This is a genomic window from Shinella sp. HZN7 (assembly GCF_001652565.1).
Lineage (GTDB): Bacteria > Pseudomonadota > Alphaproteobacteria > Rhizobiales > Rhizobiaceae > Shinella > Shinella granuli.
In genome coordinates this window covers 1,758,980-1,776,453 of sequence record NZ_CP015736.1, presented here as the reverse complement: position 1 = coordinate 1,776,453, position 17,474 = coordinate 1,758,980, and the positions used below count along the sequence as shown (strand labels likewise).

Here is a 17,474-nt window from a genome sequence, read left to right as displayed (position 1 = left end):
TCTCACGATCGCGACCGGAGAATCCACGGGACATGTCAAATGAAACACCGGACATTTCTGCCCGGCGCTGGCGGGGTCATTAGGGGAGTTTTACAGGACTGTCAACGAGCAAGGCCCGGAAAATCCGCCAATTCCGCCGCATCGCGGTGGGAATCGGCAAGGTCCGGCCCGTTGGCGTCCCCCGGCAGCGTCTCGCAGTTCAGATCCGGGAAGGCGACGATGCGGTGGCCGGCAAGATCGCTGTGCACGACCACCAGCCCCTGCTCCTCGAAATAGCCGAGCAGCCGGCGGGCGCGGCGGGCGGAATGCGTGCCGTAGGCGCGCGCGATCCGGGCATCCGAGGGGCAGGCAAGCCCGCGCACCGCCGCCTGTGCGACGAGCAGGAACACGCCCTGCAGATCCTCGGTGACACTGCGGGAAAGGTCGAGCGCCCTGCTCCAGATCTCGCTCGCCGCCGTCTCGGCATCGACGCCGGAGCGCGCGACCGCCATCTTGCGGCGGAAGGCCGGCAGCGACAGCGGCGCGCCCGGCACGCGGCGGATGCGGCAGCGCACGAGGAAATCCTGGAACAGTTCGGCATCGGCCCGGAAGGCCGCATCGGGATTGCCGAGGATTTCGGCGAGCGCCTGGTCGAGAAGGCCTTCCCGCTCTTCGGCAGAGATTTCCGGCGCCGGGGCCTTCGCCTCCGCCTGCACCGGCTCCGGACGCGCGCGGGACAGTTCGGCGAGGATGTCCGTCGTCGGGCGCGGCGCCGGCGGCGCGCGGCGGACGAGCGGGCGGGAAAACTCGTCCGGATCGGGCGTGAAGATCAGGTCCTCCACGTCCGGCAGTGCATCCGGAAGCGGCATCAGCTTGGGGCTGGTCGAGCGCGCGGAGGTCTCGACCGCGCCGATCGTCACCGGCAAGGGGCGGCGCGACAGCGCCGGGCCGAGCGCGACGAAGGAACCGCGCGGCAGGTCGCGGAACATCTCCGCCTGCCGGCGATCGAGGCCGAGCAGGTCGGCGGCGCGCGCCATGTCGATATCGAGGAAGGTGCGGCCCATCAGGAAGTTGGAGGCCTCAGCCGCGACGTTCTTGGCAAGCTTGGCAAGGCGCTGCGTGGCGATGACGCCGGCGAGGCCGCGCTTGCGGCCGCGGCACATCAGGTTGGTCATCGCGCCGAGCGACAGTTTTCGCGCCTCCTCGGAGACCTCGCCGCTGACGGCGGGCGCAAAGAGCTGCGCCTCGTCGACGACGACGAGCACCGGATACCAGAAGTCCCGGTCCGCATCGAACAACGCATTGAGGAAGATGCCGGCCGCCCGCATCTGCTCGTCGGCTTCCAGCCCCTCCAGCGAGAGCACGCAGGAGACGCGGTGCTGGCGGATGCGGTTGGCGATGCCGACGAGTTCGGCTTCCGTGCGCTCGCCATCGACCACGACATGGCCGAACCGGTCGGAAAGCGTGACGAAATCCCCTTCGGGATCGATGATGACCTGCTGGACCCATTGGGCGGACTGTTCGAGCAGGCGCCGCAAGAGATGCGACTTTCCCGAGCCCGAATTGCCCTGCACGAGCAGGCGCGTCGCCAGCAGTTCCTCGATATCGAGCCTGGCCGGTGCGCCGCCCTGCACCGTTCCCATGTCGATGCCGACCTTCATCCCGTTCCTCGTTCCAAAATTCCTGATTCGCCGGCCGCCACCGGATATCCGGCAAGCCCTAACACGAAACCTTCAGCCGTCACGCCCGGCTTTTTGAAAAAATCCACAAGGTTCTCGCCGAGGCCGCGCTCAAGCGGCCTTGTCATCGAGTGGCTGTACCTCGGGCTGCGCGCGCTGCATCGCCTGCGCAAGATCGAAATTGGCCTGCATGGCGAGCCATGCGCGCGCCGTGCTGACCCCTGCCCGTTCGAGGCGCAGGGCAAGATCGGGGCTGACGGCGGCACGCCCATGCAGCACGCGCGAAAGCGCAACCCGGGACATGCCGAGCCGGCCGGCCGCGTCCGTCACCGAAAGGCCGAGCGGCTGAAGCACGTCCTCGCGGAGCAATTCACCGGGATGGGGCGGAAGTCTCATCATCGCCGTGTTCCTCTCAATGATAATCCTGGTAGTCGACCAGCTCGACATCGGTCCCGACGAAGCGGAACGTCACGCGCCAGTTGCCATTCACCCAAACCAGCCAATGTCCCTTCATCGTCCCCTTGAGGGGATGAAGCCTGAAGCCCGGCAGGTTGACATCGGCAGGTGCGCTCGCGACATCCAGCAAGCCAAGGATGCGTCCCAGCTTGGCGGCGTGCGATGCCTGGATCCCTTTCGTCGATCCCGACGCGTAGAAGAGTTCCAGACCCTTGTGTCGGAAACTGACGATCATGGCGCAGTGTATCGCGTATCGATACGCGATACAAGCCTCAGACGACCCGAAGCCCGAACCCCTGCATCAGCCGGCGTGTCGAAAAGTCCGGCTTGCCGGAGGTGAAGACGGCGATGTCCTCGCCCGGGGCGAGGGTTTCCAGCGGGGGGACGAGGCGGCGGGCCTGGCGGGCGATGGCCTCGGCGGGGTCGAGCCAGTCGACCGGCCAGGGGGCGAGCTTGCGGAAGAGGTTGGCCATGAAGGGATAGTGCGTGCAGGCGAGCACGACGATGTCCGTCTTGCGGCCGTCCTCGTCGACGAAGCAGGGCATGATCTCGGCGCGCACGGCCTCGTCGGAGAATATCTCGCCGCGGATATAGGCCTCGGCCATGCGGGCGAGGTTCTCAGAGCCGACGAGGCGCACGTCGCACTGGCTGGCGAAGGACTGGATGAGGTCGCGCGTATAGGCGCGCTTCACCGTGCCGGGCGTGGCCAGCACCGAGACGAGGCCGGAGCGCGTGCGCTCGGCGGCGGGCTTTATGGCGGGCACGGTGCCGACGAAGGGCATGTGGGGGAATGCGGCGCGCAGGTCCGCGCCGACGAGCGTGAAGGCCGTGTTGCAGGCGATGACGCAGACCTCCGGGTCGTGTTCGGCGAGCAGTCTTGCGAAGAGGTCGATGACATGCGCCTTCAGCGCCGGCTCTTCCCAGCCGCCATAGGGAAAGCCGGCATCGTCGGCCACATAGGTGAAGTGCCGCTCGGGTATCAGCACGCGCGCCTCGCGCAGCACGGTCAGACCGCCGATGCCGCTGTCGAACATCAGGATGGGCTTGGCCGACGCCTGTTCCGGAAAGGGCCTATGCGTCGTCACGGGGCACCTTGGGCCGGCGGTTGCGGGTGCGGTTGGGGTTGGTCACGCCGCGTGGCGATTCGCGGGTGAAGCGATCGAGGCAGGAGATGATGCCGCGCAGGACCTGGATCTCCGTGCCGGTGAAGGACGGGCGCGTCAGGATGGCGCGCAGGTTCTCCACCAGCTTGGGCTTTTTCTCGGCGGGCCGGAAGTAGCCGCGCGCCTCCAGCGTCTCCTCCACATGGTCGAACAGCCCCTGCAGTTCCTCCTTTTTGGCCGGGCGCTGCGGCAGCGCGTCGAAGGGCGTGTCCTCGACCGAGGCAAGGCCGCTCTTCATCCACTCGTAGCTCATCAGGAGCACGGCCTGGGCGAGGTTGAGCGAGGCGAAGGCGGGGTTGACCGGGAAGGTCACCAGCTCGTCGGCGAGCGCGATCTCCTCGTTGGTGAGGCCCGTGCGCTCGCGGCCGAAGAGAATGCCGGTCTTCTGCCCGGCGCGGAAACGCACGCGCAGGTCGTCGGCGGCGACGACCGGCGAGCGGACCTCCTTGTAGCCGTAGCGGTCGCGCGCGGTCGTCGCATAGACGAATTCGAGGTCGGCGACGGCCGCCTCCAGCGACGGATAGACCTTCGCCGCCTCGATGACGTGATCGGCCTTGCTGGCGGCGGAGATCGCCTTCTCGCTCGGCCAGCCGTCGCGCGGATTGACGAGGCGCAGTTCGGCAAGGCCGAAATTCGCCATGGCGCGCGCCACCATGCCGATATTCTCGCCGAGTTGCGGATGAACGAGGATGATCGCCGGTCCCTCGGCGATCAGCGTGCGTTCGCTGTTCGTGCCTGCCATGCCCAAATATCCCTGGAAAGTTCGGGCTTCACTGGCACAATAAGCAGCAAATGAAAAGCATGAAGCCGCTCATTCGGGGGATTCGGCAGCGCTGCCGTTGCCGTCATTGGCGCCGGCCTCGGCGATCTCCACCATTTCCTTCTTCAGGGAGGCGCCTTCTTCGAAGCTCGGGCGCTCGATGTCGTCGATGACCGCCCGGCCGTCCTCCTCGATTACCTTGAAGACCAGGGTTTCCGGCTGCCAGTCGGCGGCCCGCTCGCCGAAGCAATGGCTGTTGTCGAAGGTCACGGTCACGTCTTCCGCGCCGTTCGCCGGCTGCCCCTCGGTGGTCGTGACGTCCTTCAGCGCACAGCCGTCCTGGCCGCCGATGACCGGATCGTAGTCGAAGGGCGAACCGTCGTCCTCATAGGCGGGATACTTCGCCGCTTCCTTGTACTTGGCGACGAAATCCTTGCTGTAGAGGCGCTTCAGGAAGTCCTCGGAGAAGTAGTCGGCATAGGGCGGCGGCGTATCGGTGTCCGCGCCGAGATCCTGCCAGTTGGCCGCCGCGGCCGCCATGACCTCCGAAACGGGTGCCTTGAAATCGGCAGCCTCCACGGAAACGGGAAGCAAAAGGGCAAGCGCAACGAGGCCGAGACGCGACATCATGTTCTCCATTGAATGGCGGCGGACCGGAACGGCCGCCCGAGAGCCTTCCTGAAACGGAATTCCGGCGAAACTTATTCTCAACCCCGGCGAAAATAAACCGTCTCGGCAATTGGTTGGCTTTGCCTTCCCGGCCGCGAGTGCTATAGGGCCAAACATTCCTTTCAAGTCCACGATCCGGGGCGCAAGGCCCCGACAAAATACGAGGCTCTCCATGGCAAAGATCAAGGTCGCCAACCCGGTCGTCGAACTCGACGGCGACGAGATGACGCGCATCATCTGGCAGTTCATCAAGGACAAGCTGATCCATCCGTACCTGGACATCGACCTCGAATATTACGACCTCGGCATGGAGAACCGCGACGCCACCGACGACCAGGTGACGATCGACGCGGCCAACGCGATCAAGAAGCACGGCGTCGGCGTCAAGTGCGCGACGATCACGCCGGACGAGGCCCGCGTCGAGGAATTCAAGCTGAAGAAGATGTGGAAGTCGCCGAACGGCACGATCCGCAACATCCTCGGCGGCGTCATCTTCCGCGAGCCGATCATTGCCAAGAACGTGCCGCGCCTCGTTCCGGGCTGGACCAAGCCGATCATCGTCGGCCGCCATGCCTTCGGCGACCAGTACCGCGCCACCGACTTCAAGTTCCCCGGCAAGGGCAAGCTGACGATGAAGTTCGTCGGCGAGGACGGCAAGGAGATCGAATACGACGTGTTCGACGCGCCGTCGGCCGGTGTCGCCATGGGCATGTACAATCTCGACGATTCGATCACCGAATTCGCGAGGGCCTCGTTCAACTACGGCCTGCAGCGCAAGGTGCCGGTCTATCTCTCGACCAAGAACACCATCCTCAAGGTCTATGACGGCCGCTTCAAGGACATCTTCCAGCAGGTCTTCGACGCCGAATTCGCGGAAAAGTTCAAGGAAGCCAAGATCTGGTACGAACACCGCCTGATCGACGACATGGTCGCCTCGGCGCTGAAATGGTCCGGCGGCTATGTCTGGGCGTGCAAGAACTACGACGGCGACGTGCAGTCCGACATCGTGGCCCAGGGCTTCGGCTCGCTCGGCCTGATGACCTCGGTGCTGATGACGCCGGACGGCAAGACGGTGGAAGCGGAAGCCGCGCACGGCACGGTGACGCGCCACTACCGCCAGCACCAGAAGGGCGAGGAGACCTCGACCAACTCGATCGCCTCGATCTTCGCCTGGACGCGTGGCCTTGCCCACCGTGCCAAGCTGGACGGCAATGCGGAACTGGCCAAGTTCTCCGAGACGCTGGAGCGCGTCTGCGTCGAGACCGTCGAATCGGGCTTCATGACCAAGGACCTCGCGCTCCTCATCGGTCCCGACCAGCCGTGGCTCTCCACCACCGGCTTCCTCGACAAGATCGACGAGAACCTCAGGAAGGCCATGGCGGCCTGAAGCAGAAACACCAGGGAAAGCCCGGCCGAGCGCCGGGCTTTTTCGTTGCGGCCTCTTGCGGAGGGATCCGTCTGCCCTATCCTCCCGACCGCGCTTGCAAGAGGAGGACGGCATGGCCGAGGAACTGGTTTTCTATAGCAACCCGATGTCGCGCGGACGCATCGCCCGCTGGATGCTGGAGGAGGTCGGCGCGCCCTACCGCATCGAATGGCTGACCTTCGACGGCTCGATGAAGTCGCCGGAATTCCTGGCGATCAACCCGATGGGCAAGGTACCGACCATCCGCCACGGCGAGACCGTGGTGACGGAAGCGGCGGCGATCTGCGCCTATCTCGCCGATGCCTTCCCCGAAGCCGGCCTCGCCCCGCCGGTCGAGAAGCGCGGCGATTACTACCGCTGGCTCTTCTTCGCCGCCGGCCCGCTGGAAATGGCGGTCTCGCTGAAGGCCTTCGGCATCGAGGTTCCCAGGGAGCGCGAGCGCAGCATCGGCTGCGGCAGCTATGGCGCGGTGATGGACAGCCTGTCGCTGGCCGTCACGCGCCAGCCCTACATCACCGGCGAGAGCTTTACCGCCGCCGATGTCTATGTCGGCGCCCATATCAGCTGGGGCCTGCAATTCGGCTCGCTGGAGCCTCGGCCGGAATTCAAGGCCTATTGGGACCGCCTGAAGGAGCGGCCGGCCAGCAAGCGCGCGACCGCCCTCGACGACGAGGAGATGCACCGCCAGCTCCAGGCGGCGAAGGGTTAGGGCGGGCTTACCGCCCGCCCCCTGCCGTTCAGGCCGCGGCTTCGGCCGCCGGCTGGAGCGGCAGGCAGATTTCCGTCAGAAGCTCGTTCGGCGGCACCTCGCGCGGATTGTTGAGATAGGCCTCGAACATCACCTCGTCGCGAATCGAGCGGCCGGACGCCGGCAGCCATGTGCCGTAGAGCCAGCGATAGGCCACGCCCATATCGGCATAGGGGCCCTGGTGGCGCAGCACCGCATGGTCGCCGCCTGCCAGCGTTCGGCGCACGAGCGGCGCCTCGGCGGGAACGCCCTCGCCCGCCGTCACGCAGGCGAAGGAACGAAGCTCCTCCTCCGCCACGAGATCAGGATCGTCGAGGAAGACGCCGATCATGCGCATGTCCGGGCGGAAGAGGTTGCGCGAGAAGAGCGTGCCATGGAGCGTCTCGAAGGCCTTGCCGATGCCCATATAGGACCCGGTATGGGCAATGGCGAGCAGGCTCTGCTCGGGGATGGTGCGGATGGTCACGTCGAACATGCGGGAAGACTCCTTGGCGTTTTCGGGTTCGTAGGCGCGGTGGGAGCCCTCCCTGCGGTAGCGTGCCGGCGGCAGGCCGTAGGCGGCCGCAAAGACACGCGTGAAGGACTGGAGGTTGGGATAGCCCCAGCGCGCGGCGATGTCCCGGACGGTGCGGTCGCTGCGCACCAGGTCGCCCGCCGCACGGTGCAGACGCAGCCGGCGGACGGTCGCCGCCAGCGTCTCGTTGTGCACGGCGCGGTAGACGCGGTGCCAGTGATGGGCCGAAAGGCAGGCGATCTCCGACAGCCGGTCGAGGTCGAGATCCTCTTCCAGATGCTCGTGGATATAGGCGGAAACCCTGAGCAGGCGTTTCTCATAGGCCGCCCAGATCTCGCTCTCGCTCATGCCGTTTTCCTCTTGCCGGAACGCATTCAACCAAGCACGAAGCGATTTCACAAATCCTGCGCTTCTGCCGTGCCCTGCAATTTATGCATGGCCTTACCTTGTGCCATTGCAAAAACGGGCGACTCGGCGTGAGATGCCGTCGCCGGCCCCCTTCCTCCTTCCTCCGGCCTTCCGAGGCACCCATGACCGATACCTTGACGCCGAAGCTCGCCACCGTTTTCGCGGAGGGCTATGGCCCCGCGCGTTTCAAGGCCGATGCGCTGGCCGGCCTCACGGTAGCGATCGTCGCGCTGCCGCTGTCCATGGCGATCGCCATCGCCTCGGGCGTGACGCCCGATCGCGGCCTCTACACCGCCATCATCGGCGGCTTCCTGGTTTCCGCGCTCGGCGGCAGCCGCTTCCAGGTGGGCGGGCCGGCCGGCGCCTTCATCGTGCTCGTCTCGGCCACGGTCGCCCGCCACGGCGTCGAGGGCCTGCTGCTCGCAACGCTGCTCTCCGGCCTCTTTCTCGCGCTGGCCGGCTATCTCAGGCTCGGCAAATACATCAAGTTCATCCCCTATCCCGTCACGGTCGGCTTCACGGCCGGCATCGCGCTCATCATCTTCGCCAGCCAGATCGGCGAACTGTTCGGCCTGAAGCTGGACGGGCGCGAGCCGGGACCGATCGTCGAGAAGCTCGAAGCGCTCTGGGCCGCCCGCCCCACCTTCAACCCGGCCGCCTTCGGCGTCGCCGGGCTCACCATCGCCGTCATCCTGCTTTTGCGCCGCTTCCGCCCGAGCTGGCCGAACCTGCTCATCGCCGTCACCGTCGCCTCCTTCGCCACCGCGCTTCTCTCCCTGCCGGCAGACACGATCGGCACCCGCTTCAACGGCATTCCGCGCGGCCTGCCGCTGCCGGCGCTGCCTTCCTTCTCGCCCGACCTCGTGCTCGCCGTGCTTCCGGACGCCGTCGCCTTCGCGCTGCTCGGCGCCATCGAATCGCTGCTCTCGGCCGTCGTCGCCGATGGCATGACGGGGCGCAGGCACCGCTCCAGCATGGAACTGGTCGCCCAGGGGGTCGCCAATGTCGGCTCGGCGCTGTTCGGCGGCATCTGCGTGACGGGCACCATCGCGCGCACCGCCACGAACGTGCGCTCCGGCGCCACCAGCCCGGTCTCCGGCATGCTGCACGCGCTCTTCCTCCTGCTCTTCATGCTCGTCGCCGCGCCGCTCGCCAGCTATATCCCGCTCGCCGCGCTTGCCGGCGTGCTGGCGGTCGTCGCGTTCAACATGGTGGAGCGCCCGGCCATCGCCGCCCTCTTCCGCTCCTCGCGCGGCGATGCGGCGGTGCTCGTCGTCACCTTCCTGCTCGTCGTCTTCCGCGACCTGACGGAGGGCATCGTCGTCGGCTTCCTGCTCGGCGCGGTGCTGTTCATCGACCGCATGGGCAAATCCGTCGACATCCGCGAGGAGACGGTACCGCGCGTCGTGCGGGCGATCGAGAATGCCGGCGAGGACAGCGGCCTGCCCGAGCGGCCGGTCGCCGGCGACGATCCGGACACGGTGATCTACCGCATCAGCGGCGTCTTCTTCTTCGGCGCGGCGGCCAGCGTCGGCACGGTGCTCGACCGCATCGCCGACCAGCGGCGCAACTTCGTGCTCGACTGCTCCGACGTGCCGCTGCTCGATTCCACCGCCGCCAGCGTCATCGAGGGCCTGGTACGCAAGGCCGAGCGGGCCGGCGTGCGCGTCTTCATCACCGGGCTGAAGCCCGACATGCGCCGCCTGCTGGAAGCCCACGAGCTGCACGCCCCGCGCGTCACCTTCGCGGCGACGGTGGAAAGCGCGACGAACGAGATCGCGGCGGCGGCGCACTGAAGCGCGCCCGCGCAAAGGCGTGCGGCGATTTGCGAGAACGACAGACGGAAGATCAGGGCGCGACGCTGAAAGAGCGCGACGCGCCCTCGCCTGCGCGGGCGATGTCCGCGGCGGTGGAGGCTCTCATGCGCCCGGCGACATCGGCAAGCCCCAGCGAAGGCGCCGCGCGCTTCACCTGGTTGCGGCCGGCCTCCTTGGCCGCATAGAGCGCGCCGTCGGCAGCCGAATGCAGACGGTCGAAATCCGGCCCGAAGGTCGCGACATCGGCAAGGCCGATGCTGACCGAGACCGCGATCTCCTGGTCTCCGGCAGGCACCGGCAGGGCCTCCACCGCGCGCCGCAGCCCTTCGGCAAACGGCTCGGCGGCGGCCACATCGCGTCCCGGCGCGAAGAGCGCGAATTCCTCGCCGCCGAAGCGGCAGAACAGCATGCTCGCCTCCAGCCGGGCGGCGACCTGCGCGGCGAACCGTTTCAGCACGAGATCGCCGGCGACATGGCCGTAGGTGTCGTTGATCGCCTTGAACCGGTCGAGATCGAAGATCATCAGCGTGCCCTGCGGCCGGTCGGCCAGCAGCTTCTGTATGTCGTCCAGGAACGATCCGCGATTGGCGATGCCCGTCAGCGCATCGGTGCGCGAGGCCTGGCGGTAGAGCGCCTCGCCCCGCTCCTTGATCAGCACCAGCATGGCGACGGCGGCCAGGATCGTGTGGGCGAAGAGCTCCAGCGAGAAGAGCGCGAACCAGGCGGAATAGGCCGTGCCGTGGCCGAACGCCGTGGGCAGGGCGATCGCCATGGGAATGCGCAGGCCATAGATGATGCCGTGGCTGACGAAGAAGGCCGCGGCAAGCATGCGGGTCGGCAGCGGCTCGGTGCGGCGCCCGCGCCAGATGTCGACGCCGATCCACAGGCAATAGGCGGTGATGATGATCGAGCTGACGATGATGCGGTTGTTCACATCCTCCGACACCTGCGGGACGAGAAGATAGACGCAGCTCCAGAGGACGGGACCGGCCAGAACGACGGAAAGATAAACGCGGCGGCGATCGAAGACGCGGAAGCCGGCCCACATGAACGCATAGCCGAAGGCAGCGAGCGCATTGCCGAGGCCGACGGTCAGGAGGGGCAGGCCCATGGGACGCAGCGCGAACAGCAGCGTGCAGAGCGAGCCGACCCACATGGACAGGCACCAATAGCCGGCCGCCCTGTGCCGCCGGTCGGTCAGCCAAACCTGCAGCATGAAGATCCCGACGGCGGTCGTCGCCAGGAAGGTACAGACCATCAAGGTTGAAATACTGATGAAGTCTTCAATCAAAACAAGCACTCCGCTCGCGCAGAATGCTAGGGGCAAACCCTGAAGACTTCGCAAACAAAAGCGGCGGACCGAAGCCCGCCGCCGTGATCCTTTCGCGTTCCGGCCGGACCGATCAGCCGGCGATGGCGCCGGCGACCGCCTCGATCGCCTCGCCCGCTCTGGCGCCATCGGGGCCACCGGCCTGCGCCATGTCGGGACGCCCGCCGCCGCCCTTGCCGCCGAGCGCTTCGGAGGCGCGGCGCACGAGATCGACGGCGCTGAAGCGGCCGGTCAGATCCTCCGTGACGGCGACCACGGCGCTCGCCTTGCCATCGGCCGAAACGCCGACGAAGGTGACGATGCCGGAGCCGAGGCTCTTCTTGCCGTCGTCGGCAAGGCTCTTCAGGTCCTTCGGCTCGACACCGGTGACGACCTTGCCGAGATATTTCACGCCCGACACCTCGCGGACGCCGTCATCGCCGCCGGCAGTGCCGCCCGACAGCGCCAGCTTCTTCTTCGCCTCGGTCAGCTCGCGTTCCAGCTTGCGGCGTTCCTCGACCAGCGCCTCGACGCGGGCGAGCACGTCGCCCGGCTGCGCCTTCAGCGTCGTGGCGAGCGCCTTCACGCGCTCGTCCTGTTCGGCAAGGTAGGCCCGGGCCGCTTCGCCCGTCAGTGCTTCGAGGCGGCGCACGCCGGAGCCGACCGCGCTTTCGGAGAGGATGCGCACGAGGCCGATCTCGCCGGTCGCCGACACATGCGTGCCGCCGCACAGCTCGACCGAATAGGGCCGGTTCGCCTTGGCGCCGCGCAGGCCGGTGCCTATGGAGACCACGCGCACCTCGTCGCCATACTTCTCGCCGAAGAGCGCCATGGCGCCTTCCGCGATCGCATCGTCCACCGTCATCAGGCGGGTGGTGACCGGGGCGTTCTGCACGATAATCTCGTTCGCCATGTCCTCGATGACGCGCAGTTCCTCCGCCGACATGGGCTTGGGATGCGAGACGTCGAAGCGCAGGCGCTCGGGCGCGACCAGCGAACCCTTCTGGGCGACGTGGGTGCCGAGCACCTCGCGCAGCGCCTCGTGCAGGAGGTGGGTGGCGGAGTGGTTGGCGCGAAGGCGCGCGCGGCGGGCGTGATCGACGGCGAGCGCGACCGCATCGCCGACCTTGATCGTGCCTTCCTCGACGACCGCGCTGTGCACGAAGACGCCATCGCCCTTCTTCTGCGTGTCGGTGACCCGCAGGCGCGCCGCATCGGTGGTGATCGTGCCGGTATCGCCCATCTGGCCGCCCGATTCGCCGTAGAACGGCGTCTGGTTCAGCACCAGTTGCACCGTGTCGCCGGCCGCAGCCTGATCGATGGTCTTGCCCTCGCGCACGATCGCCTGGACGACGCCCTCGGCCGTCTCGGTGTCGTAGCCGAGGAATTCGGTCGCGCCGAGCTTCTCGCGCAGCTCGAACCAGACGGTTTCCGTCGCCGCCTCGCCGGAGCCGGCCCAATGGGCGCGCGCTTCCGCCTTCTGGCGTTCCATCGCGTCGGTAAAGCCGGTGAGGTCGACGCCGATGCCGCGGCCGCGCAGCGCGTCCTGCGTCAGGTCGAGCGGGAAGCCGTAGGTGTCGTAGAGCTTGAAGGCGGTCTCGCCGTCGAGCGTGTCGCCCTTGTGCAGCGTCGTCGTCGCGTCGGACAGCAGCGTCAGGCCGCGCTCCAGCGTGGTGCGGAAGCGGGTTTCCTCGAGCTTCAGCGTTTCGGAGATCAGCGCTTCGGCGCGCTGCAGCTCCGGATAGGCGCGGCCCATCTCGCCGACCAGCGTCGGCAGCAGCTTCCACATCAGCGGCTCCCTGGCGCCAAGCAGCTGCGCATGGCGCATGGCGCGGCGCATGATGCGGCGCAGCACGTAGCCGCGGCCGTCTTTGGCCGGCAGAACGCCGTCGGCGATCAGGAAGGCGGCGGAGCGCAGGTGGTCGGCGATGACCCGGTGGCTGGCGCGGGCCTCGCCCTCGGCCGGAACGCCGGTCGCCTCGACGGAGGCCTCGATCAGCGCGCGGAAGAGGTCGATGTCGTAATTGTCATGCTTGCCCTGCAGCAGAGCCGCGATGCGCTCCAGACCCATGCCGGTGTCGATCGACGGGCGCGGCAGGTCGACGCGCTCTTCCTTCGTGATCTGCTCGAACTGCATGAAGACGAGGTTCCAGATCTCGATGAAGCGGTCGCCGTCCTCCTCGGGCGAGCCGGGCGGGCCGCCCCAGATATGGTCGCCGTGGTCGTAGAAGATCTCCGAACAGGGACCGCACGGGCCGGTATCGCCCATCGCCCAGAAATTGTCGCTGGTCGGGATGCGGATGATGCGGTCGTCGGCAAGGCCGGCGATCTTCTTCCAGAGGTCGAAGGCCTGGTCGTCCGTATGGTAGACGGTGACGAGCAGGCGGTTCCTGTCGATGCCGAATTCCCTGGTGATCAGGTTCCAGGCGAGTTCGATCGCGCGCTCCTTGAAATAATCGCCGAACGAGAAGTTGCCGAGCATCTCGAAGAAGGTGTGGTGGCGCGCGGTGTAGCCGACATTGTCGAGGTCGTTGTGCTTGCCGCCGGCGCGCACGCATTTCTGTGCGGTGACCGCAGTGGAATAGGGACGCGATTCCAGGCCCGTGAAGACGTTCTTGAACTGCACCATGCCGGCATTGGTGAACATCAGCGTCGGGTCGTTGCGCGGCACGAGCGGACTGGACGGCACGACCTCGTGGCCGTTCTTTCGGAAATAGTCGAGGAAAGTCGACCGGATCTCATTCACGCCGCTCATATCGCGTCCTTCATCTGTGCCCTTTTGCGCCGGAAGACCGGCGCATCACCCACCCAATATCACTGCAACGATGGCGAAACCGCCTCGCCGGCCGGAGTGCCCGCCCGGAAGACCCCTCAAGGTCGCCCTTCCGCGAATTCCGTCGAAACTGCCCGCGCCTGCCGCCTGGGATGCGGAAAGGTCGAAAACCTTGGCGCGCGCGAGAACTGAAGGCTTTTATCGCCCGCCTCGGCCCCTGTCCAGACATCAAAAAACCGGCCTTCCGCGAAGAAGAGGCCGGTCTTTCATGTTTTTGCGAAAACGTTGCGCGGCGATTACAGGCCGGCCGCGTCGTCGGCGTCGTTCGGATCCGGCCCGCCGTTCTCCAGGAAGCGGTCGGCGATCAGGCCGGCATTCTGACGCAACGCCATCTCGATCTCGCGGGCGAGATCCGGATTGTCGCGCAGGAACGTCTTGGCGTTCTCGCGGCCCTGGCCGAGGCGCTGGCTGTTGTAGGAGAACCAGGCGCCGGACTTCTCCACGATGCCGGCCTTGACGCCGAGGTCGATGAGTTCGCCGGTCTTGGAGACGCCCTCGCCGTACATGATGTCGAACTCGACCTGCTTGAAGGGCGGGGCCATCTTGTTCTTGACGACCTTGACGCGCGTCTGGTTGCCGATCACCTCGTCGCGTTCCTTGACGGCGCCGATGCGGCGGATGTCGAGGCGGACGGAAGCATAGAACTTCAGCGCGTTGCCGCCCGTCGTCACTTCCGGCGAGCCGTAGACGACGCCGATCTTCATGCGGATCTGGTTGATGAAGATCACCATCGTGTTGGACTTGGAGATCGAGGCGGTGAGCTTGCGCAGCGCCTGGCTCATCAGGCGCGCCTGGAGGCCCGGCAGGCTCTCGCCCATCTCGCCCTCGATTTCGGCGCGCGGCGTCAGCGCGGCGACCGAATCGACGACCAGCACGTCGATCGCGCCGGAGCGCACCAGCGTGTCGGTGATTTCGAGCGCCTGCTCGCCAGTGTCGGGCTGCGAGATCAGCAGGTTCTGGAGATCGACGCCGAGCTTGCGGGCATAGACCGGGTCGAGCGCGTGCTCGGCATCGACGAAGGCGCAGATGCCGCCCGTCTTCTGGGCCTCGGCGATGGTCTGCAGCGCCAGCGTCGTCTTGCCCGAGCTTTCCGGACCGTAGATCTCGATGATGCGGCCCTTGGGCAGGCCGCCGATGCCGAGCGCGACGTCGAGGCTGAGCGAGCCCGTCGACACCGTCTCGATCTCGACGACGCTGTCCTTCGAGCCGAGCTTCATGATGGAGCCCTTGCCGAAGGAGCGCTCGATCTGGGAGAGTGCCGCTTCGAGTGCCTTGCTTTTATCCACTGCTTTATCCTCTACGAGCCGCAAAGTGTTCTGTGCCATTTGGTCCACCTTTAGGTTATTGAAGCAAGACAGGCAACGAAGCCGTCGATGAAAGCTATGTACACATTTTGTTCTCTTCTTGCAAGGTCCATTCATCCATTTGAATGATTTCGTGAATCGAGCGTGTGTTCTCTTTTCGTTTACGACTGCTGAAAGCCATGGCGGAACAAGGATGTACCCGCGCGGACGCTTCGCTCTTGCCGGCGAATCGCGCCCACGGGAATGAAGGAAGACGATGACGGGAAAGACGATACTGGTGATGGGCGGCGCCCATGTGGACAGGCGCGGGCGCATTGCCGGCGAGACGGCGCCGGGGGCGAGCAATCCCGGCGCCTGGTTCGTGGAAGCGGGCGGCGGTGCCTTCAATGCGGCGCGCAACCTGGCCCGGCTCGGCCGGACGGTGCGGCTCGTCTCGCCGCGCGGCGGCGATGCGGACGGCGCCATCGTCGCGGCGGCGGCGGAGGCGGCAGGCGTCGAGGACACGCCCTTTACCTTCCTCGACCGGGCGACCCCGAGCTATACGGCGATCATCGAGCGGGACGGCAACCTCGTCATCGCGCTGGCGGACATGGAGCTCTACCGCCTGTTCTCGCCGCGCCGCCTGCAGCAGCGGGCGATGCGCGAGGCGGTCGCGGCGGCGGGGCTGATCCTCACCGATGCCAACCTGCCGGCCGAGACGCTGGCGGCCATGGCGGCGGCGGCGCGGGCGGCCGGCGTGCCGATCGCCGGCATCGCCATTTCGCCGGCCAAGGTGCCGCGCTTTGCGGCAAGCCTCTCCGCCCTCGCCTTCCTGTTCATGAACGAGGCGGAGGCGCGCACGCTGGCGGGCGTCGCGCCGGAAGACCCGGCCGACTGGCCGAAGGCGCTGCGCGCGGCCGGCCTTTGCGCCGGCGTCGTGACGCGCGGCGGCCGGGGCGTCGTCGCCTTCGATGCGGAAAAGGCCGTGCTCGTCATGCCGCCGGAAGCGCCCGCGCTCGCCGACGTCACCGGGGCGGGCGATTCGCTCGCCTCCGGCTTCCTCGATGCCTGGATGGCCGGCCACGATATCGGCGAGGCGCTGCGCCACGGGGTCGCCGCCGCGGCGATCACCGTGCGTTCGCCGCTTGCCGTCGCCGAAGAAATGTCGCAGGCGGCGCTTCAGGCCGCACTTTCCCTTGTGCCGGAGGCCGAAGGGATGGCATGAGACTTTTTTGCCGAAATTCCTGCAAGGACCTCGCATGACCAGACCCGTTTCCGCCCTCCTGCCGATGCAGTATTCGGACGAAGTCGCCGCCGCCAAGGCCCGCGGCGCGCCGATCGTCGCGCTCGAATCGACGATCATCACCCACGGCATGCCCTATCCGGGCAACCTGAACATGGCCCGCAGCGTCGAGCGCATCATCCGCGAGGAAGGCGCCGTGCCGGCGACCATCGCCGTCATCGACGGCATCCTGCATATCGGCCTCGACGATGCGCTGCTGGAAGCTTTGGCGCAGACCGAGGGTGCGATGAAGCTCTCGCGCGCCGACCTTGCCTTCGCGATCGCCGAGCGCCGCACCGGCGCGACGACCGTGGCGGCGACGATGATCGGCGCGGCACGCGCCGGCATCAAGGTCTTCGCGACCGGCGGCATCGGCGGCGTGCACCGCAAGGCGGAGGAGACCTTCGACATCTCCGCCGACCTCGATGAACTGTCGCGCACCGGCGTGATCGTCGTCTGCGCGGGCGCCAAGGCGATCCTCGACATCCCCAAGACCCTGGAAGTGCTGGAGACGCGCGGCGTGCCCGTCGTCACCTATGACAGCCCGGTCTTCCCGGCCTTCTGGTCGCGCGATTCGGGCCTGAAGAGCCCGCTGACGCTGAACAGCCCGGCGGCCATCGCCAATTTCCAGAAGGTGCGCGACCAGCTCGGCGTCGACGGCGGCATGCTGATCGCCAATCCGGTGCCGGAGGCCGACGAGATCGAACGCGAGGAGATGGAGATCTACATCGCCCGCGCGCTCGACAATGCCGAACGCGACGAGATCGCCGGCAAGGCCGTGACGCCCTACCTGCTCGACAGCCTGTTCCGCCTGACGGACGGCCGCAGCCTCAAGACCAACATCGCGCTCGTCGAGAACAATGCACGGCTGGCGGCGGAAATCGCCGTGGCCCTGGCGGACTGAGCCGTCCCGGCCCCGGGGGTGACCTGCCCTTTGCTTGGGGTGGATTGCACAAGGATGGACAGGCTGCGGCTGTGGCACCCCCCTCTGGCCTGCCGGCCATCTCCCCCTCAAGGGGGGAGATCGGATGGAGCAGCGCTTCGCCTCTGTCCAACGGTGCTGATCAAGCTAGGTTTGCACGTCTTGCCAATCTCCCCCCCTTGAGGGGGAGATGGCCGGCAGGGCAGAGGGGGGTGCTTTGCCACAT

Annotated in this window: 16 protein-coding genes; 5 read left to right on the top strand and 11 right to left on the bottom strand. The window is 66.9% G+C overall.

Annotated elements, in window-relative coordinates; translation table 11 throughout:
• Positions 1 to 101: 101 nt before the first annotated feature.
• The 7 genes from shn_RS08615 to shn_RS08590 all read right to left on the bottom strand — a co-directional run bounded on the left by shn_RS08615 (position 102) and on the right by shn_RS08590 (position 4,667).
• Positions 102 to 1,640: an ATP-binding protein gene (locus shn_RS08615; RefSeq protein ID WP_064330023.1), complete on the bottom strand. Its 1,539-nt coding sequence runs from the start codon at positions 1,638 to 1,640 to the stop codon at positions 102 to 104.
• On the bottom strand, positions 1,637 to 1,786 hold the full coding sequence (locus tag shn_RS36360) for a hypothetical protein (RefSeq protein ID WP_168168899.1): 150 nt from the start codon (positions 1,784 to 1,786) through the stop codon (positions 1,637 to 1,639). The genes shn_RS08615 and shn_RS36360 overlap by 4 nt, the downstream gene beginning before the upstream one ends.
• On the bottom strand, positions 1,770 to 2,057 hold the full coding sequence (locus shn_RS08610; protein ID WP_064330022.1) for a HigA family addiction module antitoxin: 288 nt from the start codon (positions 2,055 to 2,057) through the stop codon (positions 1,770 to 1,772). The genes shn_RS36360 and shn_RS08610 overlap by 17 nt, the downstream gene beginning before the upstream one ends.
• Before the next feature lie 13 nt (positions 2,058 to 2,070).
• On the bottom strand, positions 2,071 to 2,349 hold the full coding sequence (locus shn_RS08605) for a type II toxin-antitoxin system RelE/ParE family toxin (protein ID WP_064330021.1): 279 nt from the start codon (positions 2,347 to 2,349) through the stop codon (positions 2,071 to 2,073).
• Positions 2,350 to 2,386: 37 nt separating this feature from the next.
• Positions 2,387 to 3,148 (bottom strand): glutamate racemase, encoded by a 762-nt coding sequence (gene murI / locus shn_RS08600; protein ID WP_064330020.1) that lies wholly within the window; start codon positions 3,146 to 3,148, stop codon positions 2,387 to 2,389.
• Between the two features lie 37 nt (positions 3,149 to 3,185).
• Positions 3,186 to 4,019, bottom strand: a complete 834-nt coding sequence (locus shn_RS08595; protein ID WP_064330019.1) for an RNA methyltransferase — start codon at positions 4,017 to 4,019, stop codon at positions 3,186 to 3,188.
• 69 nt (positions 4,020 to 4,088) lie between these two features.
• On the bottom strand, positions 4,089 to 4,667 hold the full coding sequence (locus shn_RS08590; RefSeq protein ID WP_145925886.1) for a hypothetical protein: 579 nt from the start codon (positions 4,665 to 4,667) through the stop codon (positions 4,089 to 4,091).
• A gap of 211 nt (positions 4,668 to 4,878) precedes the next feature.
• Here shn_RS08590 and shn_RS08585 point away from each other — a divergent pair, with 211 nt between their 5' ends.
• Both shn_RS08585 and shn_RS08580 read left to right on the top strand, forming a co-directional pair.
• Positions 4,879 to 6,093 carry an NADP-dependent isocitrate dehydrogenase gene (locus tag shn_RS08585; RefSeq protein WP_064330018.1) on the top strand — a complete coding sequence of 405 codons (1,215 nt, stop codon included), beginning with the start codon at positions 4,879 to 4,881 and terminating at the stop codon, positions 6,091 to 6,093.
• Positions 6,094 to 6,205: 112 nt separating this feature from the next.
• Entirely contained in the window at positions 6,206 to 6,841 is a 636-nt protein-coding gene (locus tag shn_RS08580) for a glutathione S-transferase family protein (protein ID WP_064330017.1), read from the top strand.
• A 28-nt stretch (positions 6,842 to 6,869) separates the two neighbouring features.
• Here shn_RS08580 and shn_RS08575 read toward each other — a convergent pair whose 3' ends face one another.
• Positions 6,870 to 7,742, bottom strand: coding sequence for a GyrI-like domain-containing protein (locus shn_RS08575; protein ID WP_064330016.1), 873 nt, complete (start codon positions 7,740 to 7,742; stop codon positions 6,870 to 6,872).
• 182 nt (positions 7,743 to 7,924) lie between these two features.
• Here shn_RS08575 and shn_RS08570 point away from each other — a divergent pair, with 182 nt between their 5' ends.
• Positions 7,925 to 9,598: a SulP family inorganic anion transporter gene (locus tag shn_RS08570; RefSeq protein WP_064330015.1), complete on the top strand. Its 1,674-nt coding sequence runs from the start codon at positions 7,925 to 7,927 to the stop codon at positions 9,596 to 9,598.
• A 52-nt stretch (positions 9,599 to 9,650) separates the two neighbouring features.
• On the opposite strand, the gene shn_RS08565 is transcribed toward shn_RS08570, so the two are convergent.
• The 3 genes from shn_RS08565 to recA all read right to left on the bottom strand — a co-directional run bounded on the left by shn_RS08565 (position 9,651) and on the right by recA (position 15,086).
• A complete protein-coding gene (locus shn_RS08565; RefSeq protein ID WP_064330014.1) occupies positions 9,651 to 10,877 on the bottom strand; it encodes a GGDEF domain-containing protein in 1,227 nt (408 codons plus the stop codon).
• 145 nt (positions 10,878 to 11,022) lie between these two features.
• Positions 11,023 to 13,683, bottom strand: coding sequence for an alanine--tRNA ligase (gene alaS, locus shn_RS08560; RefSeq protein WP_064330013.1), 2,661 nt, complete (start codon positions 13,681 to 13,683; stop codon positions 11,023 to 11,025).
• A 314-nt stretch (positions 13,684 to 13,997) separates the two neighbouring features.
• Complete coding sequence (recA, locus tag shn_RS08555; protein WP_064330012.1) at positions 13,998 to 15,086, bottom strand: recombinase RecA; 1,089 nt, start codon at positions 15,084 to 15,086, stop codon at positions 13,998 to 14,000.
• 235 nt (positions 15,087 to 15,321) lie between these two features.
• On the opposite strand from recA, the gene shn_RS08550 reads away from it, so the two are divergent.
• Positions 15,322 to 16,269 carry a carbohydrate kinase family protein gene (locus tag shn_RS08550; RefSeq protein WP_064330011.1) on the top strand — a complete coding sequence of 316 codons (948 nt, stop codon included), beginning with the start codon at positions 15,322 to 15,324 and terminating at the stop codon, positions 16,267 to 16,269.
• Positions 16,270 to 16,303: 34 nt separating this feature from the next.
• Positions 16,304 to 17,230 carry a pseudouridine-5'-phosphate glycosidase gene (locus tag shn_RS08545; protein ID WP_064330010.1) on the top strand — a complete coding sequence of 309 codons (927 nt, stop codon included), beginning with the start codon at positions 16,304 to 16,306 and terminating at the stop codon, positions 17,228 to 17,230.
• Positions 17,231 to 17,474 lie beyond the last annotated feature (244 nt).